This window comes from Caballeronia cordobensis (assembly GCF_001544575.2).
In the GTDB taxonomy this organism is placed as follows: domain Bacteria; phylum Pseudomonadota; class Gammaproteobacteria; order Burkholderiales; family Burkholderiaceae; genus Caballeronia; species Caballeronia cordobensis.
This window is the reverse complement of sequence record NZ_FCNY02000021.1, coordinates 93,512-113,035: the sequence shown is the minus strand read 5'-3', so window position 1 is coordinate 113,035 and position 19,524 is coordinate 93,512. Positions and strand designations below refer to the sequence as shown.

Below are 19,524 nucleotides of genomic sequence, written 5' to 3'. Positions count from 1 at the left end.
CGTCTGAGAGAAAGCGGAAAGCCAATCGCGCGCGCTTAGCCAGAGAGCGGGCGGAACAACCGCATTGATCGCAAAAATCAAGCGCCTCAATATGTATTCCGCTTGGCCGGATGCAATGCCGTCTGGCACCGAAGCATCTCGAGACGGTGCGCAAGCTGGGCTTAGTGTTGGTAATCTGAACACTTCCATCGGACAGGAACGGACATGGAGCTTCGGCATCTTCGCTATTTCATCGCCGTCGCCGAATTGCGCAGCGTGCGGGCCGCATCCGAGCACCTGCACGTGACGCAACCGGCGATATCCCGGCAGATTCAGGATCTCGAAGACGCCGTTGGCGCAACGTTGTTCGAACGAACGCCGCGCGGCCTGAAGCTGACGCCGGCAGGCGAGGCGTATCTGGCGGAAGCGCGCGACATTCTCGGGCGCGTCGATGCCGCGAACCGGCTTGCGCGCCGCATCGCATCCGGCGTGCAAGGTCATCTGCGTATCGGCTTCGTCGAGAACGCTGCGTGGAGCGGCATCGTCTCGCACGCGCTGAGCGCCTTTGAGCAGGCCGCGCCGGATGTCGCGCTCGAACTCACGCCGATGAACACGCCCGAACAGTTCGATGCATTGGCTGCGGGGCGGCTCGACGGCGGTTTTGCCTATCGCTTTGGCGCGCTGCCGGAAGGCATCGAGAGCGTGCATGTGCTCGACCAGAACGTCGTGCTGGCGGTGCCGGAATCGTGGCCGCAGGGCAGCGCGGGCGCCGTCGTTGCGCAAGAACTCGCCGGCAAACCGTTCATCGCGTTTCCGCGCCGCGTCTATCCCGCTTATTACGACCGCCTGCTTTCCGCGTGCGCAGAACGGGGGCTGACGCTCGATATCCGTCAGGAGGCATCGACGGAAACAGCGATTCTTTCGCTGGTATCGGCGGGACTGGGCGCGGCCATCGTCAATGCCGCGAATCGCGACCGGCCGCCCGCGCGGGTGCGCTTCGTCGCATTGCGCGATCTCTCCGTGCCTTTGCCGCTCGAATTCTGTTTCGTCGCGCAGGAGGCCAATCCCGCGCTGAAGCGTTTCGTCGAACTGCTGGCCTAGCGGCTCGATCGTCTCGCATGCGATGCCTTGCAGGCATCACCCGCCGCAGAAAACGGCATTGGCCGGACTTTTTATCGTCGTCGATAGTAAAGACACCCCAAGCTCTTTACCGATCGCGCCATGTCCACTTCCGCTTCGCTCATCGCCACCGACATCGACTTCGAACGCACGGGCTTCCAGACGGGAACGCTGCGTCTGCCGTATTCGCACGACCGCTCGGCATACGGACACGTGCCCATTCCGCTCGCCGTGCTCAACGCCGGCGCGGGCACGGGCCCGACCGTCCTGCTGACTGGCGGCAATCACGGCGACGAGTACGAAGGCCCCGTCGCGCTCATGAAGCTCATGCAGCACATGCCGTCAATGACGATACGTGGCCGCCTGATCGTGATTCCCGCTCTGAACTTCCCGGCCTTCATCAACGGCACACGCACGTCGCCGATCGATCGCGGCAACCTGAACCGCCTGTTTCCCGGCGCGCGCAACGGCCAGCCGACGGAGATGATCGCGCATTACGTCGAAACCGAACTGCTGCCGCGCGCCGACGTCGTGATAGACCTCCATGCGGGCGGCGCGTCGTTCGAGCACGCGCCGGCACTGCTTGCCTCGCCGCCCGCCGAACGCGAACGGCGCGCATTGTATATGGACCTCGTGCGCGAATTCGGCGCGCCGAACACGATGATCATGGATCTGCTCGGCGAGGACCGCACGATGGCAGCGGCTGCCGAACGTCACGGCAAACTCTTCCTGTGCGGCGAATTCGGCGGACATGCCGGCTGCGATGCGGCGAACCTCGCGATCGTCGAGAACGGCTTGCAGCGCGTGTTGCGGCGGCTCGGCGTGATTCCGGACGCCGATACCGCGGCAGCCCGCAAGACGCGCTTTCTGCGAGTCGAAGGGGCGCGTCATTACGTTTACGCGCCGCTTCCCGGCGTCTTCGAACCGGCGTTCAAGCTCGGCGATCAGGCGCGCGAAGGTCAACTGGCCGGACGTCTGTTCGATCCCCATCGCCCGTGGCAAGCCCCGCTCGATATCGCGTTCCGTGGCGACGGCGTCGTGATGTGCGTGCGGACGCTCGCGCGCGTCGAGCCCGGCGACTGCATCGCGCTGCTCGCTTGCGAAACCAGCGCCGATTGAGCCGGATCCATCAACCCAGGAGACCTCATATGAGCGATCACCCCGTTTCGAGCCGGCTCGCCGCCGACGCCGCACACATCACGCCGTACGAGAGCGTGCGCCATCCCGTGTATATCGTGCTGCTGTTCTTCGTCTGCTTTGCGTTTTCTTATCTGGACCGCCAGGTCGTCAGCATTCTCGTGCAGCCGATCAAGCAGTCGCTCGCGCTCACCGATACGCAAATCGGCTTGCTGCAAGGGTTTTCGTTCACGATGTGCTATGCAACGGCGGGCGTGTTCGTCGCGCGCCTCGTCGATCGCGGCAATCGCGTCAAGCTGATCGCTGCATGCATCGCGATCTGGGCGATCTCGACGGCGGCGTGCGGCTTCGCGACCAACTTCACGGAACTGCTGCTCGCGCGTGCGGGAACCGCAGTTGCCGAGGCCGCGCTGAGTCCCGCAGCGCTGTCGATTTTCAGTGACATCTTTCCGCCGCGCCGCGTGGCGCGCGCGAGCAGTGTGTTCATGCTCGGGCCATACGTCGGCGGCGGCGCTGCGCTATTCGGCGGCGGCATGTTGTTGTCGGCGGCGGCGACAGGTGACGGCTACGCATGGCTCGGCGCGCGAGGCTTTACGCCGTGGCAAGCGGTGTTCGTCGCGGTCGGTCTGCCTGGGCTGCTGCTGGCCGCGCTCGTGGCGTTCACGGTCCGCGAACCGGCGAGACGCGAGGCGGGCGCGCACGGCGCGCGCCAGCTCGACGAGATGCCTTCGATGCGCGACGTGCTCGCCGAACTGTTTGTCCGCAATCGTTTTTGCCTGCCGTACTTCGCGGCTTACGTTGCGCTGATCACGCTGTTCTATTCGCACGCCGCGTGGTTTCCGACCTTGCTGATGCGGCATTTTCATCTCGCACCGAAAGTCGTCGGACAGATGGCTGCGCCTGCGTACATGATCGGCGGCATTCTCGGAGTCGCATGTGCGGGCCTGCTCGCGACGCGCGTCACCGACGACACCACGCTGCGCAAGGTGCTCGGCTTCTCCGCATTCGCCGTTGCGCTGCTGGTGCCTGCCGCTATCGCGATGCCGCTCGTCGCCAACAGCGAGCTTGCCATCGTGCTTTATGGCGTCAGCGCATTGACTGCCAGCATCGCGATGGGACTTGCACCCGTGCCGCTGCAGATCGCCGTGCCGAACCGCATGCGGGGCCGCTCGCTTGCGCTGCTCGTGTTCATGACGAATGCGATCAGCGGCGGCGTGGGTCCGCTGTCGGTCGGCTATCTGAACGAGCGGCTGGGAGCGACGGGCGCCAGCCTCGGAATTTCTTTGGCGATAGTCGGCGGCGCGTCGGCATTCGTCAGCACGATTCTCTATGCATTGGCGACGCGCCGGGTGACCGCTGCGGGCGCACATTGAGAGAGAGGACCGTCATGAAATCCGCTTCACACGTCCATCATGTCGGCGCGGCGACCATCACGCGCGTCGATGAAACCTGCTTCGCGCTCGCACCGGATTTGCTCTTTCCCGCGTGGACCGCGGACGACGGGCGAGCACTTTCCGAGCCCTTTGCCGCCGACACGCTCGACCTCGCCAACGCGCGCGTGCAACTGAAGACCCATCTTTGGGTGGTCGAAATCGACGGCATGACGATCGTCGTCGATACGGGCATCGGCAACGGCAAGTCGCGGCCATTCAGCGCGCTATTCGACAAGCTCGATAATCCCGTGCTTGAACGGCTCGAATCAGCGGGCTTCGCGCGAGAGAAGATCGATTACGTGCTGCTCACGCATTTGCATGTGGATCACGTGGGCTGGAATACGCATTGGCAGGATGGCCGCTGGGCGCCGGTGTTTCCCAACGCGTCGTATGTATTCGGCGAGCGCGAACGCGATTCGTTGCTCATGCCGCAAGGCGAATCGCGTCGTATGGTGTTCGATGACAGCGTGCTTCCCGTGATCGAATCCGGTCAGGCGCGTGTCGTGCCGGACGAGGGCGAAGAAATTCTGGATGGCATCCGTTTTCTGCCAACGTTCGGCCACAGCAGCGGGCACATGGCGATCGAGATGCGTTCGCGCGGCGAAACGGCGCTCTTTTCCGGCGACACGATGCACAGTGCGGTGCAGGTGCATCGACCGGAATGGAATTCGATGTTCTGTCTCGACGGGCAGCAGGCGCGTGCATCGCGAGGGCGACTGCTCGCGCATGCCGCGGATACGGGCGCGACGGTATTCGCCGCACATTTCGCCGAGACATCGGCAGGAACCGTGACGCAGACCGCCGAAGGTTTCGAGTGGCGATATGTGTGAATGAACGCGATGTCTTGATGAGACAGCAAAGCCTTCGTCGCGAGCAAGAAACGCCGACGTCATAGAGGCATGTTGCCCGTCGAGATCGGCCGGCAGCCGAGGCTTTCCCATCGCCGTTGCTCATCCTGCCGCCGAAAGCCTCTTTTCCAGCCGTGCCAAAAGATTTTTGCAAAAAACAGGCTTTGACAAAATCTGACTTTGCAGTAAAGTTACTTCCATTGCAGTTCACTGCGCTGGAGGACAGGCATGGATCACTACACACCGGAAAGCTTCACGCTCACGCAAAGCGTCGGTTTTGCCGTCAATAAGGCGCGCAATCTTCTGGTTGCGGAGCTGGACGCGGCTTTGAAAGATCTTGGCATTACCTCGCAGCAAATGGGCATCCTCATGTCCATGCGCGGCGGCGTGACGCAAACGCCATTCGAGCTTTCGAAGTTGCTAGGCATCGATACCGGCCTCATGACGCGCATGCTCGACAAGCTCGAAGCGCGCAGCCTGCTGCAACGCTCGCGCAGCCTGGAAGACCGGCGCGTCGTCCATCTCAAGCTGACGAAAGAGGGCGAAAAGATCGCCGCTGAATTGCCGCATGTCGCGCCGGCCGTCCTCAACAAGCGTCTGAAGAAATTCACGCGCGCGGAGTTCAACGAACTGCGCCGCTTGCTGAACAAGTTCCTCGAAGACTAAGTGCGCGGCGCTCATACCCGCACGCTAATTTTTTCATACATTTATCTGATAGGTCAGAAAATGATAGAGCAAACAAATCAACTTCGATTGTCGCGTATCGCGCGAGTCGGCGTGACGCTGGCACTTGCAGCAGTGCTGGCTGCGTGCGCGAACTACGCAGGCATTCATAGCGACAAAGAGATGGCGCAGCCGCAAACCTACGCGACGCAGCAAAGCCTTCCCGCCGACGATGGCCGCTGGCCCGCGCCCGACTGGGCCGATCAGTTCGGCGATGCCCAACTGCGCGCGCTGCTCGACGAAGCGCTTCGAGGCAGCCCAACGCTGGAACAGGCGCGGGCGCGCATCGCGGCGGCATCGGCGTATAGCGAGACCGCGAGGGCGAACGCCATGCCGCAGGTCGGAGCGTCGTATTCGTGGACGCGTCAGCGCTATTCTGAGAACGCGCTCGTGCCGCCGCCTTACGCTGGATCGTGGCAGTCCGAAAACAGGGGGTTGCTATCCGCATCGTACGAACTCGATCTGTGGGGCAAGAATCGCGAAGCGTTGCGCGCCGCCGTATCGCAGGTACAGGCCAGCCGAGCGGACGCCGAGGCCGTACGCCTCGCGCTCGATACATCGATTGCGCGATCCTACAATCAGCTCGCGCGGCTCTACGCGTTGCGCGACATCGCGCAAAACGAGGTCGGCGAGCGCGAACGGATCGTGCGCATCACGGCGGGCCGCATCGCCAACGGGCTCGATAGCGAAGTCGAGCGCAAGACCGCCGACGCCGATCTCGCGTCGAGCCGCGCGACGCTCGCCGCCCTCGAGGGCGGCATCGTCACGACGCGTTATCAGATCGCGGCGCTGCTGGGAGAAGGACCGGATCGCGGTCTGTCGATCGAGCGTCCTCATCTTGGCATCGGCGATGAAGTGCGTCTGCCCGGCAATCTTCCCGCCGATCTCGTGAGCCGCCGCCCCGACCTCGTCGCGGCGCGCTGGCGCGTCGACTCGATGACGCACGAGATCAAGGAAGCGAAGGCCGAGTTCTATCCCGACATCAACTTGAGCGCGACGCTCGGGCTCGATGCATTCGGCTTCGGCCGGCTGCTGACGGCGGCGAGCCGGACCATGTCGGCGGGACCAGCGATCCATTTGCCGATTTTCGACGGCGGCGCATTGCGCGCCCAATTGAAAGGCCGCTACGCCGATCTCGACTATGCCGTCGCGACCTACAACCAGACGCTTGTGACGGCGCTGAGCGATGTCGCGACTAACCTCTCGCAAATCCGTTCAACCGATGCACAGCTTGCCGACGCCAGCGCCGCGCAGGACGCCGCGCACGGCGCGCAGCAACTCGCGCTCACGCAATATCGCGCGGGACTCGCGAATCAATTGACCGTGCTGAACGCCGAGACCAACGCGCTCGCCGCCGAACGCGCGGTCGCAAACCTGAAGATGGACCGGCGAGACCAGCAGATCGCGCTCGCGGCCGCGTTGGGCGGCGGCTACACGGACACATCGGCGGATGCCATCGCCGCACGCTGAACGACACACTCAATCGAACCGGAACACCGACATGAGCGACACCCTGATCAAAGAACGCAGCGAAACGGATCGGCCCGAATCCGCCGCCGATACAAAACCGCGCAGCAAGCGCACGCTGCTGCTTTCGCTGCTCGCGGCGACCGTAGCGATCGCGGGCGCGGGGTGGGGCGGCTATTACTACACTACGGGCCGCTTTTTCGAATCGACCGACGATGCCTATGTCAGCGGCAATCTCGTACAACTGACGCCCGAAGTGAGCGGCACCGTGATCGCCGTGAACGCCGACGACACGCAGATCGTCCGTCAGGGCGCGCCCATCGTCACGCTCGACGACGCCGACGCCAAAGTCGCGCTCGCCAACGCCGAAGCGAAGCTCGCGCAGACCGTGCGGCAAGTGAGCAGCCTGTACGTCAACAACGCGTACTACGCGGCGACGGTCGCGCAACGACAGTCCGACTTCATGCGCGCGCAGGCGGACCTGAAACGCCGCATGGCGATCGCTGAAACCGGTGCGGTCTCGGGCGAAGACGTCGACCATGCGCGCGATGCCGTGAACGCGGCGAAGGCTGCGCTCGACGCCGTGCGCCAGCAATCCGAGGCGAATCACGTGCTGACCGACCGCACGTCCATCGCGCAGCATCCGGACGTGCAGGCGGCTGCCACGAAAGTGCGCGAGGCGTGGCTCGACTACGCGCGCAACACGCTGCCCGCGCCGGTCACCGGCTACGTCGCGCGGCGCTCGGTGCAGGTGGGACAGCGCGTGGCGGCCGGCGCGCCGCTGCTGGCGATCGTGCCGCTCGACGGGGTCTGGGTCGATGCCAACTTCAAGGAAGTGCAGCTCGCGCACATGCGCATTGGTCAGCCGGTCACGCTCACGGCCGATGCCTACGGCGCGAAGGTGAAGTACCACGGCCACGTCGAAGGCTTCTCGGCAGGCACGGGCGCGGCCTTCGCCGTGCTGCCCGCGCAAAACGCGACCGGCAACTGGATCAAGGTCGTGCAGCGCCTGCCGGTACGCATCAAGCTCGATCAGCGGGAAGTCGACGCGCATCCGCTGCGCATCGGCCTGTCAATGGAAACGGAAGTCGAGACGCGCGACCGTTCCGGTACGCAACTGGGCGCGGCCACGACGACCTCCTATAAGACCGATGTCTTCAGCCGCTACGGCGAGGAAGCGAACGCGGAGATCGAACGGATCATCGCGGCGAACATGACGTCGCACTGACGCGCATTCTTTTTATATCCATATATCTGATAAGTCAGTGAAAGACAAGACAGGTGATGCAATGAACTCGACGCCTCAACCGGCTCCGCTGCAAGGCGGCAAACTCGTCCTAGCGACCATCGCGGTGGCGCTTGCAACTTTCATGAACGTGCTCGACTCGTCGATCGCCAACGTCGCGATTCCGACCATCGCGGGCAATCTCGGCGTTTCCGTCGATGAAGGCACGTGGGTCATCACGCTCTTCGCCGCCGCCAACGCGATCTCGATTCCGCTGACCGGCTGGCTCACGCAGCGCGTTGGACAGATCAAGCTGTTCGTGTGGTCGATCCTGCTGTTCGTCCTCTCGTCGTGGCTGTGCGGCATTGCGCCGAATCTGCCGGTGCTGCTCGCCGCGCGCATCTTGCAGGGTGCGGTGGCCGGCCCGCTGATTCCGATGTCGCAGGCCATTCTGCTCGCGTCCTATCCGAAGGAGAAAAGTTCGACCGCTCTCGCGCTCTGGGCGATGACGGCGACAGTCGGGCCGATTGCAGGTCCGGCGCTCGGCGGCTGGATCACGGACAGCTATTCGTGGTCGTGGATCTTCTACATCAACATTCCGGTCGGCCTCTTCGCGGCGGGCGTGACGTGGGCGATCTATCGCGAACGCGAGACGCCGGTGAAGCGCATTCCGATCGACAAAGTCGGGCTGCTTTCGTTGATCGCGTGGGTCGCGTCGCTGCAGATCATGCTCGACAAGGGCAAGGACCTCGACTGGTTCAATTCGCCGTTGATCGTCGGACTGGGCGTGTTCGCGCTCGTCAGCTTCGCGTTCTTCCTCATATGGGAACTGACGGAAAAGAGTCCCGTGGTCGATATCAAGCTCTTCACCGGACGCAATTTCCTGGGCGGCACGGTGGCGATTTCCGTCGCGTATGCGGTGTTCTTTTCGAACCTTGTGCTGCTGCCGCAATGGATGCAGGAATATCTTGGCTACCGTTCCGTCGATGCCGGTCTCGCCACCGCGCCGCTCGGCATCTTCGCGGTAATCCTCGCGCCGGTCATGGGCAAGCTGATGCCGCGCTCCGACGCCCGCGTGCTCGCCACGCTCGCGTTTCTCGGTTTCGCGACGGTGTTCTTCATGCGCTCGCACTACACGACCGGCGTCGATACCTGGACGCTGGTCGTGCCGACGCTCCTGCAAGGCATCCCCACGGCGCTGTTCTTCGTGCCGCTGACGGCCATCATCCTGTCGGGCTTGCCGCCTTCGAAGATTCCGGCGGCTGCAGGACTTTCGAACTTCGTGCGCGTGTTCGCGGGCGCGGTCGGCACGTCGCTCGCGAACACAGGCTGGAACGATCGAACGATCCTGCATCACTCGCAACTCGTCGAACAGGCGAGCGTGCACAACCCGGTTTTCGTCGATGCGATCGGTTCGGTACAAGGCGCGCTCGGCGGAAGTCCGTCGCAGGCGCTGGCATTCTTCGAGCGCACGCTCACGACGCAAGCCGCGATGCTTGGTCTCAACGACATCTTTTGGCTGTCCGCGGTAATCTTCATCGCGATCGTGCCGCTCATCTGGCTGACGAAGCCGGGCATAGGCGCGGGCGCGGATGCCGCCCGCGCGGGCGGCCATTGAGAAGCTTTAGGGTCATCTTCATTCGTGCTGCGCGACGACGTTCGACGCCCCGCCAGTCTGCTTTCGGCCGCATCCCTAAGCGGTCACTCACGGATCGGCGCCGGCCAAATCAAAGGAGATGCCCGCCGCGATTTCCGGCGGAAATTCGGCCATTGGCATATGAATTATAAGGACGCTCGTGCGGCTCCTCCGCCCCATTACAGGGGCCATTGCTAGCAAGTATCCGTCCGTGGCAACAATGCCGGGTTCCAATACAACGTCGTTTCCCTGACGAAACTTTTTCACTACACGGTTTGCATTCGAGAATGCCCAGAGAAAATGCAGAATACTTGCTCACTGGCAGCGCGCGAAGCTGACATCCTTAATCTGGCTCAGTCGCGTCGGTGAACCTGAAAGAAGATCGCGGCGGTGGCTTGACTCGATCGCTCACACTGACAGCCGAAGGTGAAGCGTTCGTCCGCTTTGCCAAGGCAATGGCGGATGCGGAGTCCGGTGCGCGCGTCGAGCTTAGGCCGTTGCCGGAAAAGACGTCAAGAGTGCTTCGTATGACAGCGCCAACCGGGTTCGGACAATCCGTCGCACCGCCGATGCTTGCGAGTTTGCTCGAAGCCAATCCAGAGCTTCGCATCGACCTCGATCTTCCGATCATCAGATTGGTATCGTCGGACAGGGGCTCGACGCAGCCTTGCGGATCGCGCCGCCGACCGGGCAACACCGCGCTGGTGCAGATCGACTGGAGGATGCGGCGATGCAGGACTTGTCGGTCTAGGCGGGATGCCGAGCAGGCGCTACGTGCCAAACAGGGTGAATGTCTTCCTTTACGCGTTTCGAAATCAGATCGCCGAATCCAGCGAGAGGCATTGACACTCCGTGGATCGGCGTCCTTACCTTGCGGCTGCAGCTGGCGGATGCAACACGACAAATTGCCAATTCCGTCGACGGCGGCTGTCGAACCACAAGCAAGCCCAACAGCCCGCGTCGTTCACGGAGCGGTAACGTGCGTGCGACAAACTGGCCACGTTGAAGCCGATTTCAATGCCCGGCTTCTTCCACCGTGAGATTGTTGGTAACCGACGACACACCGGGTACGCCTTCGGCTATTTTCCCCGCGAGATCTATCTGCTTCTGATCGGGCGCCATCCCGACCAGCGTAACCTTGCCGCTGCGAGCGACAGCGTGAATATCGGCAGATTCCAAACCTTTTTGCTTGTACAGCGTGGTCTGAACCTGCTTCGCGAGTTGCCGATTTGCTGCTTTGGCGGATGATTTCGAGGAAGTCGCTACGGTTGTCTCTTGCGCACCAACAACGGGCACGGTCGCGATGATCGCGCCGATGGAAATCGCCGCGGCAAGGAAGATCTTCGTGGATGTCATTTCTTTTCCTCAGGTGAAAGTAGTAAAACTGGAGGAGAAACGCAAAGAACACCGGTCAACCGCGCCTACGGAAAACTGCGCAAACCGGTAGTCGTGACCTGCGGCACTGCATCTACATTGTAAGCATGGAGGCGCTATCTTTGCGGCGTTAGAATTTCCTCTACTGCTCAGTTCGTGGTGCGATCCAAGTGGCCTCTGCGATCCGACTGGCCCACAAATCACCGACGCGGGCGCGACCGTAGACCAAATCAAAGTTGTCACTTCGCGGACCCGACGCATCGGCGCATACCGAAAGCGCGTAAATTCAAGAGTTTGCAGAAAGCGAATTAACGTTGTCACCGGCTTTGCGGGGGAAAGAGTCAACAGGGCCGCACATTGGCGGCTCTCGTTCGATGGCGTTGCCTGAGGTGCTGTTGAAATAGCACAAGCTCAGTATCGGTCAACCGCTCGGCAACGTCGTTCGTGCAGCGTAAGCTTCATGCACAAGAACAATCGTGTCAACCAATGACCGCCGATATGGTCGTTTTGCTAAGCTGGAAACGTAGTGGTCCGTCTTACCGAAGATTCGCTCGGGCTCGCGCGGCTTGATCCCGCGCTGGTGCCAGCGCGACATGCCGGGTCCCCGAAACGCGGGCGCGGATGACTGAACCACTCCCATAGCCGCCGTCGAATGCCCGACCGCAGGGTGATCTCGCCATAAATGACGAGACTGTAGTCGATAAGTAGTTCCTCGCCGACCTTGATCGCCGTGAGCGAATGGATGAAGTCCAGTGGCTATGGCTCGGCCGTGGCCGATTGTGGCAGCAATTCGCAATTTTGTGCCAAGTGACGACGTGTCCATGCACGCCACTTAACCAATATTCACCCATTTCGAACACGCCTGCACTATATTAATTGCAGCCCGTTAGGTAAGAGTTCGAAGCGCGCAAGCTCGGGCGCGCAATCGGCATAAAGGAGTTGTGCATGAATACGCGCGATGTCAGTGTCGATGATCCCTTGGACGATTTTTCAACCTGGCAGTTTGAGTTTGAGGGTGACAGCAAGAAAGTGTATCTGGCGGGTGCAGGACCTGCGGTTATCGTGATGCCGGAAGTGCCGGGCATTAGTCCCCCTGTCGCCCGTTTTGCCCGTTGGGTCAGGGATGCAGGGTTCCGCGTATATATGCCCTCATTGTTCGGCCGCGATGGGGCGGTGGTTGACGCCGACGAAGGGGCAGCGGTACTGCAACGCCTCTGCATTAGCGCCGAGTTCAGCGCTATGCAATCCGGGCGCTCAAGCAAGGTGACGCACTGGTTACGCGCGTTGGCTAGACACGCGCACGCAGAATGCGGCGGGCCGGGCGTTGGTGCGGTCGGCATGTGCTTCACGGGAAATTTCGCGTTGACGATGATGCTTGACTCAGCGCTGATTGCGCCCGTGTTGGCGCAGCCGGCCTTGCCGCTCAACGACCCAGGTGGTTTGGAAATTTCGCCTGAAGAATTGAGCCAGGTGCGTTCCAGACTGGATCGGGAAGGCCTGAAAGTAGTTGGGTTGCGTTTCCGTGACGACCCGCTGTGTACTGCTGCCAGGTTTACTGCTTACCAGAACGCGTTGGGCGAGCATTTTGAAGGCATCGTGTTGCCGGACGAGGTGGCGAATAAGGATGTCGCGCCATTCGTGGCCAAGCATGTGCCATCGCCTCATAGCGTACTCACGCAGAATTTGATTGACAAAGAGGGAGAGCCGACCCTCAAAGTCCGTGACCGGGTGCTTGAATTTTTGAAACAGCGTCTTCAGGCGTGACCCCATATGTGGGCGATGCGCACTTGCGCTTGCCGAGCATATGGCGCGCGGGATTTCGCAGGCCAACGGGGATTTGGCCGGGGAACCGCTGATCGACGCAGAGATCGTCGGTCGTTCAGATTCGATTGACTTGGCGCTACAGATCAGACTTAACGCGTGAAGACGTGAAAGCGTCGGTTAGACACCGAGCTTCGGTATGAGCGTGACCCTCCCACATCAGTTCACAAATGGCAAACGCATCTTCAGTCGCGGCTGCAGCATGGGGTCGTCTCTGTCGGCATGAGACGTAGCGCAAATTCTGACGGACGCGTCGCTGTCAGATGCCTTCGTGGACTCAGATCCTGGCGGCGACAGGAAGGCGGAATGGAGCGCCGAGACGGTTGAAAGCGTTCATCGCGGCGATCGTTATCGTGAGATCGACGAGATCTTTCGGTGCGAATGCCGCTGAGGCCGCTGCGTAAGCCTCATCCGAAGCATGCGTTTCGCTCAAGCGAGTCACCTCTTCGGCCCAACCCAAGGCGGCGCGCTCCTGATCGGAGAACAGGTGCGGAACCTCGTCCCACACCGTTACCAACGTGATCTTGTCGATGGACATGGTCTTTCTAAGATCGCGACTGTGCATGTCGATGCAATGGGCGCATCCGTTGATTTGAGAAACACGGAGGAAGACGAGATGGATGAGTTCCTCTGGCAGGTTGGTGCTCTTGGTCACATAGTGATGGATACCGAAAAGCGCCTTTGCGCCGTCCGGGGCGATCTCTTTCCAGTTCAAGCGGATCATATTTGTCCTTTGGCATTCGGCCATAAATGATGTCTCTTGCGCCACGGGCGCAGGTCAGCTGCTTCGCCTTTGCGCGTGATCCATGACATAACGTGACGTTACTATTCTGAGATTTCGGCCGATAGGTCCAAAAATTGGCGAAATGACTGAGCCAAGCCTATTCCCCCGCATCAATTAGGATCTACCGTACTGCCTCGGCGCCCGTCGGGAAATAGCTCCACTCGAGCCTCAGACAACCAATCGTCGACGGCCAACTTCAACCAGACATTTAGCGACGTCGAGGCGTCGACGATAGCGCTCGCTTCTTTTCGATCGCAGGGAATGACCGCTGCGGGAAGCTTTGCAGTCGTGCGCTTCGGCATATCGGTGGTCCGCTTGGCGTCGATCCGCGACACACTTATGTGCGGATTGCCGACTGGACGCCGGCTCAACCGGGCGTGCTTAAGCGTTTCTTCAGATTTCGTCGATGGCCCCCGTGCGCCGCTCGGCGCACCCTGACGGCTAGGCGTGAACTCACAGCCATCCGCAGGCTCTTCTACGCGCCGACGTTCACGACTGGTTTCTCGACAGCCGTGCTAAATCCGGAACCGGAGTAAGCTGAAATGAAAATGACCCAAGTCGTAGCGGTTGTCGCGGCGATGGTCGTCTCGTGCCACGTTTGGGCGCAAGACAGACCGTCGACCCAGCCGCCTCAATCAACGCAGTCCGCAAAGGATATCGGCGGCGTAGCAGATACGTCGGCGAGCGCAGGTTCGCTTTCGTCCCTGGACCGAAGTTCTTCCAGTCCTGGCGATTCTGCCCGGTCGAGTGAAATGCGTATGCGGTCCGATACGTTTCGCCATCACTGAACGGTCGTCCCACGGAAAGTCAGTGGCCGATGCGCCGTTCGACATTGCGGAAACGTCCCATCGAGCGGAAACGCCTGAACCACGCGTTCGTGCGAAGCTCGCAAAGCCGGGGCGAGCGTTCTGCGAGCGCGACTTCAAGCCAGTGGAACATCTCGTCCGGCCTCTCGAGCCGCGCGTAGATCTCGGCGAGCAGGAAAGGCGAGGTATATCGGTGTCGCCGTCTTGCCAGCAAATCTTGCAGGTACCATTCGAGAACCTTTTTATAGCCGCCCGAACACCACACTGTCCGAATCGCCTCGGCACGGGCGAATTCATTGCAGCGTGTGAGTGCGTCGATGGTTGCGTCGATCGCTTCCTCGAAATGCTCCTCGACCTCGAAAGCGGTCGCGAGCAATTGATATATGAGCGGCGAGCTCGGGCCACGCCCCGCGCTGAGATACTCGCGAATCACTTCGTCATACCGGCCCGACTGCACGAGCCCAAAGACACGCGAACCTTCGAATCCGAGGGGATCGACTCTTTCCGCGAGTTCAAACTGGGCGCGTCCTTCCGCCTCCCGGCCGAGCACGAGCAACAATCGCGCATAGAGGCGGCTGGTTTCGGCGTGGCTAGGGTTCAGGCGCAGGGCCGCGAGAAACTCCTCTTCCGCGCGGCGCCAGTCCCAGTCGTAGAAGTAATGAACGCCCGCGAGGGCCTGATGCGCCTCGGGAAGGCTTGGGTCGAGCTCCAAGGCGCGCAGTGCCGCCTCGCGCGCTTTCGGATAGCCCTGCGAGGGCGCATAGAAGCCATGGGTTGCCGTGGAGCCGTAGATGTTCGACATCCCCACGTAGCCCAGTGCATAGGTCGGGTCGAGATCTAGGGCGGTCTCGAAGTAGCTGTGCGCACGTATGAAGTCCTCGTCGTTCAGCGCATGATGTGCGGCGAAGCCGGCATCAAAATGCACGCGGCGCGTCCAGTAATAACGGCCACGCAGATACGCGTCGTGCGCGGCCGGATCGATCGGAAGCCTGCGTGACAACCTGTGTTGCTGCCGCTCGGCGAGGGCGGGCGAGACCTCCCTCGCTAGCGCCGCGCCAACTTCCTTTTGAATATCGAGCGCGCCTTTGGCCATCGGCTCGTGCGCGCAGCTCAGGAGCTGCACTTGATCGAAGGAGCGAATCAGTTGCGCCAGGATGCGAACCCGTCCGCCTTCGCGCATCAGCGATCCTTCTAGCACATAGTCGACATCGAGTTCGCGAGCGATCTGCGCGATGCTCTTGTTGGCCCGCTGATAGCGAGCGGCCGTAGTGCGAGCGATCACCAGGATCCGCTGCGGATCAAGCATGCCGACATTCGCGGAGGTCTCGTCAGCGAGCGCGGCGCAAAAACTCGTGGATGCGCAGCGGCGCGCGGCTGCCGCCTGCCGAACGCTCTCTCGGGCCGCTGAACGATGCGTCCACTGCTGTCCAATCGGATATCGCGAAGGTCATTCTCGAACCCGCGAACGATTGACGGCAGTTGCAGGCGTTGTCGACGCTGTCGTTCGCACTGGAACAGCTCAAGGCGAATCTGGCGAATATCGCCGGCGTGCTGGAGACACGCTTCGACACCTGAATGGCTGCGTGACTCGCCGTCCGCGTAAGCCGTTTGGAAGACAAGGGCACAGCTCCTGCTCTGATTGCCGACTACTCGTGGCAATCGGATATGAGCAAGAACAGCAAAGCGAACAAGGGAATGCCTGCGCCCGATGACCGGCAGGCGCTTCTGACCGAACTGCGCCGTTGCAAGATGGCGCGCTCGCCGCACGCGTACGTCAGAGGCAATACCGAACGATTCTATGAGTGGTTGATGGACGCGAACGGAGAATCGTTGCCCCGCGGCCCGGGGGTGTGGATTTGCGGCGACTGCCACACCGGCAATCTCGGACCGATTGCCAATGCCAAAGGCAACGTGGAAATCCAGATTCGCGACCTCGACCAGACGGTGATCGGCAACCCTGTGCATGACGTCGTTCGTCTGGGTTTGTCGCTCGCGACGGCTGCGCGCGGATCATCGTTGTCGGGCCTGAACGTCGTGCGAATGGTCGAGGCGTTGGCCGCAGGATATGAATCCGCCTTCGCGGATGAAGTCATCGACCTCAAGCGTCCCGAACCCGTTCTTGTAACGATGAAGGAAGCCGTGCGTCGATCGTGGCAGCATCTCGCGCGTGAGCGCATCCAGGATCTGCATCCGACGATTCCCTTGGGCAAACGATTCTGGCCGCTTGCCAGAGACGAGCGAAAGGCGATCGGCGCGCTCTTCGCCCATGAGGACATCGCAAGCCTGCCGACGAGCCTGAAGGGACGCAAGGAGTCCGGCGAGGTCGTCGTGCTGGACGCGGCGTATTGGGTGAAAGGTTGCAGCTCGCTCGGCCGTCTGCGTTATGCGGTCCTGCTCGATGTCGATGGTGGCGTCGTGGAAGGTGACGACCTGTGTCTGATGGACATCAAGGAAGGTGTGAAGGCCGCCGCGCCCCGGTACGACGACGTCGCGATGCCGCGCGACAACGCCTTGCGCGTCCTCGAAGGTGCGCGAAACCTGTCGCCGTATCTCGGTGAACGCATGCGCGCGGCACGCCTGCTCGATCGCGGCGTGGTGATCCGCGAGTTGTTGCCACAGGACATGAAGCTCGAAATCGGGCAACTCGGCAAGGATGACGCGATGCACGTCGCGCACTATCTCGCGGGCGTCGTAGGCAAGGCGCATGCGCGGCAGATGGACGACGCTACGAAGCGGGAGTGGCGAGCCGAACTCGGCCGCAATCGATCGAAGAACATCGACGCGCCGCTATGGCTTTGGAACAGCATCGTTCAGTTGGTGAGCAGCCACGAAGCGGGCTACCTGGAGCATTGCCGACGTTACGCCACCGGTGCTTGATGGTACGCATCGCTTCAAAGCATGGGCATATGCAGATGATGCGGATCGGCCATCATGTCCGCCACGCGCCTTAGCGCTTCGCGGCAATCCTCGCGATCCTGCGGCCCGCCGAGACACAGTCGCAGTGCATTCGGCGGATTGCCATCGGTAGAGAACGCGGCGCCGGCCACCGCGCCGATGCCCTGATTGCGCAACTGCAAGGCAAGTTCGGGCGCGCTCCAGTCGGACATGGAAGGCACGGGCAGCCAGAGATGAAACCCTTGCGGATCCGCGTCGAAGGCGAGACCTCGAAGCTCCGCCGACGCGATGGCCTGCCTCGCCGCTGCTTCATCGCGAATGGAATCGAGCACGTCGGCGGCGGTGCCATCGTTGATCCATTGCGTTGCGAGCAGCACGGTGAACGGACTCGGCATGACCGTCGTCGCCCGCAACGCTCCCGCGATGCGCTGAGTCTGCCGCGACGTCGGCGCTTTCAGATACGCGACACGCAACCCCGCGCCGAGCGTCTTCGATAAGCCCGTCACGTGATACGTCAGTTCGGGCGCAAGTTCGGCAAGCGTGGCGGGTGCATCGCAAGGCAACATCCCATAAGGCTCGTCCTCGATGATCGGCACGTTGTAGCGCAGGGCCACATCCGCCAGCGCTTCGCGCCGCTGCCGTGTCAACGTCAACGTGCTCGGATTCTGCAAGGTCGGATTGCAATAGAAGCCGCCGGGCTTTTCCGTTCGACACAATGTTTCGAACGCATGCGGCAGCGGCCCTTCATCGTCGCGCGGCACGGCTTGCAGGCGCACGCCCAGTTGCGATGCGATCGCCTTGATCCCCGGATAAGCGAGCGAGTCCAGACAGATTATTTCACCGGGCCGCGCAAGCTGCGAAACCAGCGCGACGAGCGCGCCATGAATGCCGGGACAGACGAGCACGGTATCGACATCGACATCGGGAATGCGCGCCTTGAGCCACTCGCGTCCCGCAACACGATCCGCCGCCGTGCCGCCGAAATCCTGATAGCGCAGCAACTGAAACGGATCGGCGCGCTCCATCAGACTCGCCGCCGATGCACGCAGCCGCGCCGCGAGCGCGGGCGGTTCGGGCGGCATGTTCATCGACATCTCGACACTGCTGCCACCCGCGAGCGGCAACGTCTGCGTTCTGCCGCGCACGAACGTGCCGCTGCCCGCGCGTGAATCGAGCAGGCCGCGCTTGCGCGCTTCGGCATACGCGCGCGCGACGGTCGTGTAGTTCAGCCCGAGCAGATCGGCGAGGTCGCGCAGACCGGGCAGCCGGTCTCTCGGACGAAGCCGGCCGCTCGCGAGGTCTTCCTCGATCAGATCGGGAATCGTCAGATAAGCGGGCTTTCTGCTGTCTTCGAGCTTCCTGACCCAGTGATGCGCAAGCTGATTCATGACCGCGATGTCTCCGGTGATGGTTCGGATGACCTTAGCATGACAAAACAATCGATCGAAAAGAGATCGCATGCGCTGATCGCACTTGATTGCATTGATCGCATCGATGCACGGCTTCGGTGTGCCGCGCACCATGCACACGCTTTTCTGCGCTGAAATCGTGCGTGGGCTGTGTGAGCATGAGCGAGGCGGCGCGTCGCGAAGGCCCGTGAATCAAGGCTTCCGCAAAAAATTTTCGGTTCGCGCATGCAAGATCGTTTTGCTTGATTGCAAAGTGATTGCATTTCGCGGGCCAATCATTGGCATATCCGTTGCGTTTTAGCGTTCGCCGTCGCGATGAAAGCGATCGATAACGATCGAGCGCGACGGCTCGTTCGCGAACCCATACATCGGAGAATGCCATGCCCGCAGTCAATCAACCGCTTCACAAGAACGGCGACTTTCTGGTCGACTACGAAGAGAAGGTCTTCGAGGATGTGAAGGCCGAACCCGGTGAAAAGGCGCTCGTCACGTTTCATACGGTTGCGTTCGAAGGCTCGATCGGTTTCGTGAACATGCTGCAGGCCACGCGCCTGCAACGCAAGGGCTTCGATACGTCGGTGCTGCTCTACGGCCCCGGCGTCACGCTCGGTCTGCAACGCGGCTTTCCGACGCTCGGCGACGAAGCCTTCCCCGGCCATCTCAACTTCAACAAGCAACTGCAGAAGTTCATGGCCGAAGGCGGCAAGGTGTACGCGTGCCGCTTCGCGTTGCAGGCGCTGTACGGACACGGCGAAGCCTCGCTCATCGAAGGCATTCGTCCGATCAACCCGCTCGACGTTCTCGATATCCAGCTGCTTCATCGCAAGGAGAACGCGCTCGTCATCCATACGTGGACCGTGTGACGATC

15 protein-coding genes are annotated in these 19,524 nt (G+C 61.7%); 11 read left to right on the top strand and 4 right to left on the bottom strand.

Annotated features, from left to right (window positions below):
* Positions 1 to 204 precede the first annotated feature (204 nt).
* From AWB70_RS30530 to AWB70_RS30495, 8 genes are all read left to right on the top strand, one after another.
* On the top strand, positions 205 to 1,080 hold the full coding sequence (locus AWB70_RS30530; RefSeq protein ID WP_053568903.1) for a LysR family transcriptional regulator: 876 nt from the start codon (positions 205 to 207) through the stop codon (positions 1,078 to 1,080).
* A gap of 120 nt (positions 1,081 to 1,200) precedes the next feature.
* On the top strand, positions 1,201 to 2,217 hold the full coding sequence (locus AWB70_RS30525) for a succinylglutamate desuccinylase/aspartoacylase family protein (RefSeq protein ID WP_053568904.1): 1,017 nt from the start codon (positions 1,201 to 1,203) through the stop codon (positions 2,215 to 2,217).
* 29 nt (positions 2,218 to 2,246) lie between these two features.
* On the top strand, positions 2,247 to 3,608 hold the full coding sequence (locus AWB70_RS30520; RefSeq protein ID WP_053568905.1) for an MFS transporter: 1,362 nt from the start codon (positions 2,247 to 2,249) through the stop codon (positions 3,606 to 3,608).
* Positions 3,609 to 3,622: 14 nt separating this feature from the next.
* Positions 3,623 to 4,498 (top strand): MBL fold metallo-hydrolase, encoded by an 876-nt coding sequence (locus AWB70_RS30515; RefSeq protein WP_053568906.1) that lies wholly within the window; start codon positions 3,623 to 3,625, stop codon positions 4,496 to 4,498.
* 246 nt (positions 4,499 to 4,744) lie between these two features.
* On the top strand, positions 4,745 to 5,182 hold the full coding sequence (locus AWB70_RS30510) for a MarR family winged helix-turn-helix transcriptional regulator (protein WP_053568907.1): 438 nt from the start codon (positions 4,745 to 4,747) through the stop codon (positions 5,180 to 5,182).
* A gap of 60 nt (positions 5,183 to 5,242) precedes the next feature.
* Positions 5,243 to 6,709 carry an efflux transporter outer membrane subunit gene (locus AWB70_RS30505; RefSeq protein WP_053568908.1) on the top strand — a complete coding sequence of 489 codons (1,467 nt, stop codon included), beginning with the start codon at positions 5,243 to 5,245 and terminating at the stop codon, positions 6,707 to 6,709.
* Positions 6,710 to 6,740: 31 nt separating this feature from the next.
* Positions 6,741 to 7,934 carry an HlyD family secretion protein gene (locus AWB70_RS30500; RefSeq protein WP_014250359.1) on the top strand — a complete coding sequence of 398 codons (1,194 nt, stop codon included), beginning with the start codon at positions 6,741 to 6,743 and terminating at the stop codon, positions 7,932 to 7,934.
* Between the two features lie 61 nt (positions 7,935 to 7,995).
* On the top strand, positions 7,996 to 9,549 hold the full coding sequence (locus AWB70_RS30495; protein WP_053568909.1) for a DHA2 family efflux MFS transporter permease subunit: 1,554 nt from the start codon (positions 7,996 to 7,998) through the stop codon (positions 9,547 to 9,549).
* Between the two features lie 1,032 nt (positions 9,550 to 10,581).
* Here the strand turns inward: AWB70_RS30495 and AWB70_RS30490 are convergent.
* Positions 10,582 to 10,923 carry a BON domain-containing protein gene (locus AWB70_RS30490; RefSeq protein WP_053568911.1) on the bottom strand — a complete coding sequence of 114 codons (342 nt, stop codon included), beginning with the start codon at positions 10,921 to 10,923 and terminating at the stop codon, positions 10,582 to 10,584.
* Positions 10,924 to 11,886: 963 nt separating this feature from the next.
* On the opposite strand from AWB70_RS30490, the gene AWB70_RS30485 reads away from it, so the two are divergent.
* Complete coding sequence (locus AWB70_RS30485) at positions 11,887 to 12,705, top strand: dienelactone hydrolase family protein (protein ID WP_045453096.1); 819 nt, start codon at positions 11,887 to 11,889, stop codon at positions 12,703 to 12,705.
* 334 nt (positions 12,706 to 13,039) lie between these two features.
* Here AWB70_RS30485 and AWB70_RS30480 read toward each other — a convergent pair whose 3' ends face one another.
* Both AWB70_RS30480 and AWB70_RS30475 read right to left on the bottom strand, forming a co-directional pair.
* Positions 13,040 to 13,486, bottom strand: a complete 447-nt coding sequence (locus AWB70_RS30480; protein WP_053568912.1) for a carboxymuconolactone decarboxylase family protein — start codon at positions 13,484 to 13,486, stop codon at positions 13,040 to 13,042.
* Between the two features lie 867 nt (positions 13,487 to 14,353).
* Positions 14,354 to 15,658 carry a tetratricopeptide repeat protein gene (locus tag AWB70_RS30475; protein ID WP_235024393.1) on the bottom strand — a complete coding sequence of 435 codons (1,305 nt, stop codon included), beginning with the start codon at positions 15,656 to 15,658 and terminating at the stop codon, positions 14,354 to 14,356.
* 359 nt (positions 15,659 to 16,017) lie between these two features.
* On the opposite strand from AWB70_RS30475, the gene AWB70_RS30470 reads away from it, so the two are divergent.
* Complete coding sequence (locus AWB70_RS30470) at positions 16,018 to 17,229, top strand: DUF2252 family protein (RefSeq protein WP_053568913.1); 1,212 nt, start codon at positions 16,018 to 16,020, stop codon at positions 17,227 to 17,229.
* Between the two features lie 14 nt (positions 17,230 to 17,243).
* Here AWB70_RS30470 and AWB70_RS30465 read toward each other — a convergent pair whose 3' ends face one another.
* Positions 17,244 to 18,635 (bottom strand): aminotransferase-like domain-containing protein, encoded by a 1,392-nt coding sequence (locus tag AWB70_RS30465; RefSeq protein WP_041732091.1) that lies wholly within the window; start codon positions 18,633 to 18,635, stop codon positions 17,244 to 17,246.
* A gap of 401 nt (positions 18,636 to 19,036) precedes the next feature.
* Between AWB70_RS30465 and AWB70_RS30455 the strand changes: the two genes are divergently transcribed.
* Positions 19,037 to 19,519 carry an MSMEG_0572/Sll0783 family nitrogen starvation response protein gene (locus AWB70_RS30455; RefSeq protein ID WP_045453114.1) on the top strand — a complete coding sequence of 161 codons (483 nt, stop codon included), beginning with the start codon at positions 19,037 to 19,039 and terminating at the stop codon, positions 19,517 to 19,519.
* Positions 19,520 to 19,524 lie beyond the last annotated feature (5 nt).

What these genes read in the sequence shown, in the direction of transcription:
- AWB70_RS30530 (WP_053568903.1), top strand. Translation starts at nt 205, where the DNA reads ATGGAGCTTCGGCATCTTCGCTATTTCATCGCCGTCGCCGAATTGCGC.
- AWB70_RS30525 (WP_053568904.1), top strand. Translation starts at nt 1,201, where the DNA reads ATGTCCACTTCCGCTTCGCTCATCGCCACCGACATCGACTTCGAACGC.
- AWB70_RS30520 (WP_053568905.1), top strand. Translation starts at nt 2,247, where the DNA reads ATGAGCGATCACCCCGTTTCGAGCCGGCTCGCCGCCGACGCCGCACAC.
- AWB70_RS30515 (WP_053568906.1), top strand. Translation starts at nt 3,623, where the DNA reads ATGAAATCCGCTTCACACGTCCATCATGTCGGCGCGGCGACCATCACG.
- AWB70_RS30510 (WP_053568907.1), top strand. Translation starts at nt 4,745, where the DNA reads ATGGATCACTACACACCGGAAAGCTTCACGCTCACGCAAAGCGTCGGT.
- AWB70_RS30505 (WP_053568908.1), top strand. Translation starts at nt 5,243, where the DNA reads ATGATAGAGCAAACAAATCAACTTCGATTGTCGCGTATCGCGCGAGTC.
- AWB70_RS30500 (WP_014250359.1), top strand. Translation starts at nt 6,741, where the DNA reads ATGAGCGACACCCTGATCAAAGAACGCAGCGAAACGGATCGGCCCGAA.
- AWB70_RS30495 (WP_053568909.1), top strand. Translation starts at nt 7,996, where the DNA reads ATGAACTCGACGCCTCAACCGGCTCCGCTGCAAGGCGGCAAACTCGTC.
- AWB70_RS30490 (WP_053568911.1), bottom strand. Translation starts at nt 10,923, where the DNA reads ATGACATCCACGAAGATCTTCCTTGCCGCGGCGATTTCCATCGGCGCG.
- AWB70_RS30485 (WP_045453096.1), top strand. Translation starts at nt 11,887, where the DNA reads ATGAATACGCGCGATGTCAGTGTCGATGATCCCTTGGACGATTTTTCA.
- AWB70_RS30480 (WP_053568912.1), bottom strand. Translation starts at nt 13,486, where the DNA reads ATGATCCGCTTGAACTGGAAAGAGATCGCCCCGGACGGCGCAAAGGCG.
- AWB70_RS30475 (WP_235024393.1), bottom strand. Translation starts at nt 15,658, where the DNA reads ATGCTTGATCCGCAGCGGATCCTGGTGATCGCTCGCACTACGGCCGCT.
- AWB70_RS30470 (WP_053568913.1), top strand. Translation starts at nt 16,018, where the DNA reads ATGAGCAAGAACAGCAAAGCGAACAAGGGAATGCCTGCGCCCGATGAC.
- AWB70_RS30465 (WP_041732091.1), bottom strand. Translation starts at nt 18,635, where the DNA reads ATGAATCAGCTTGCGCATCACTGGGTCAGGAAGCTCGAAGACAGCAGA.
- AWB70_RS30455 (WP_045453114.1), top strand. Translation starts at nt 19,037, where the DNA reads ATGCCCGCAGTCAATCAACCGCTTCACAAGAACGGCGACTTTCTGGTC.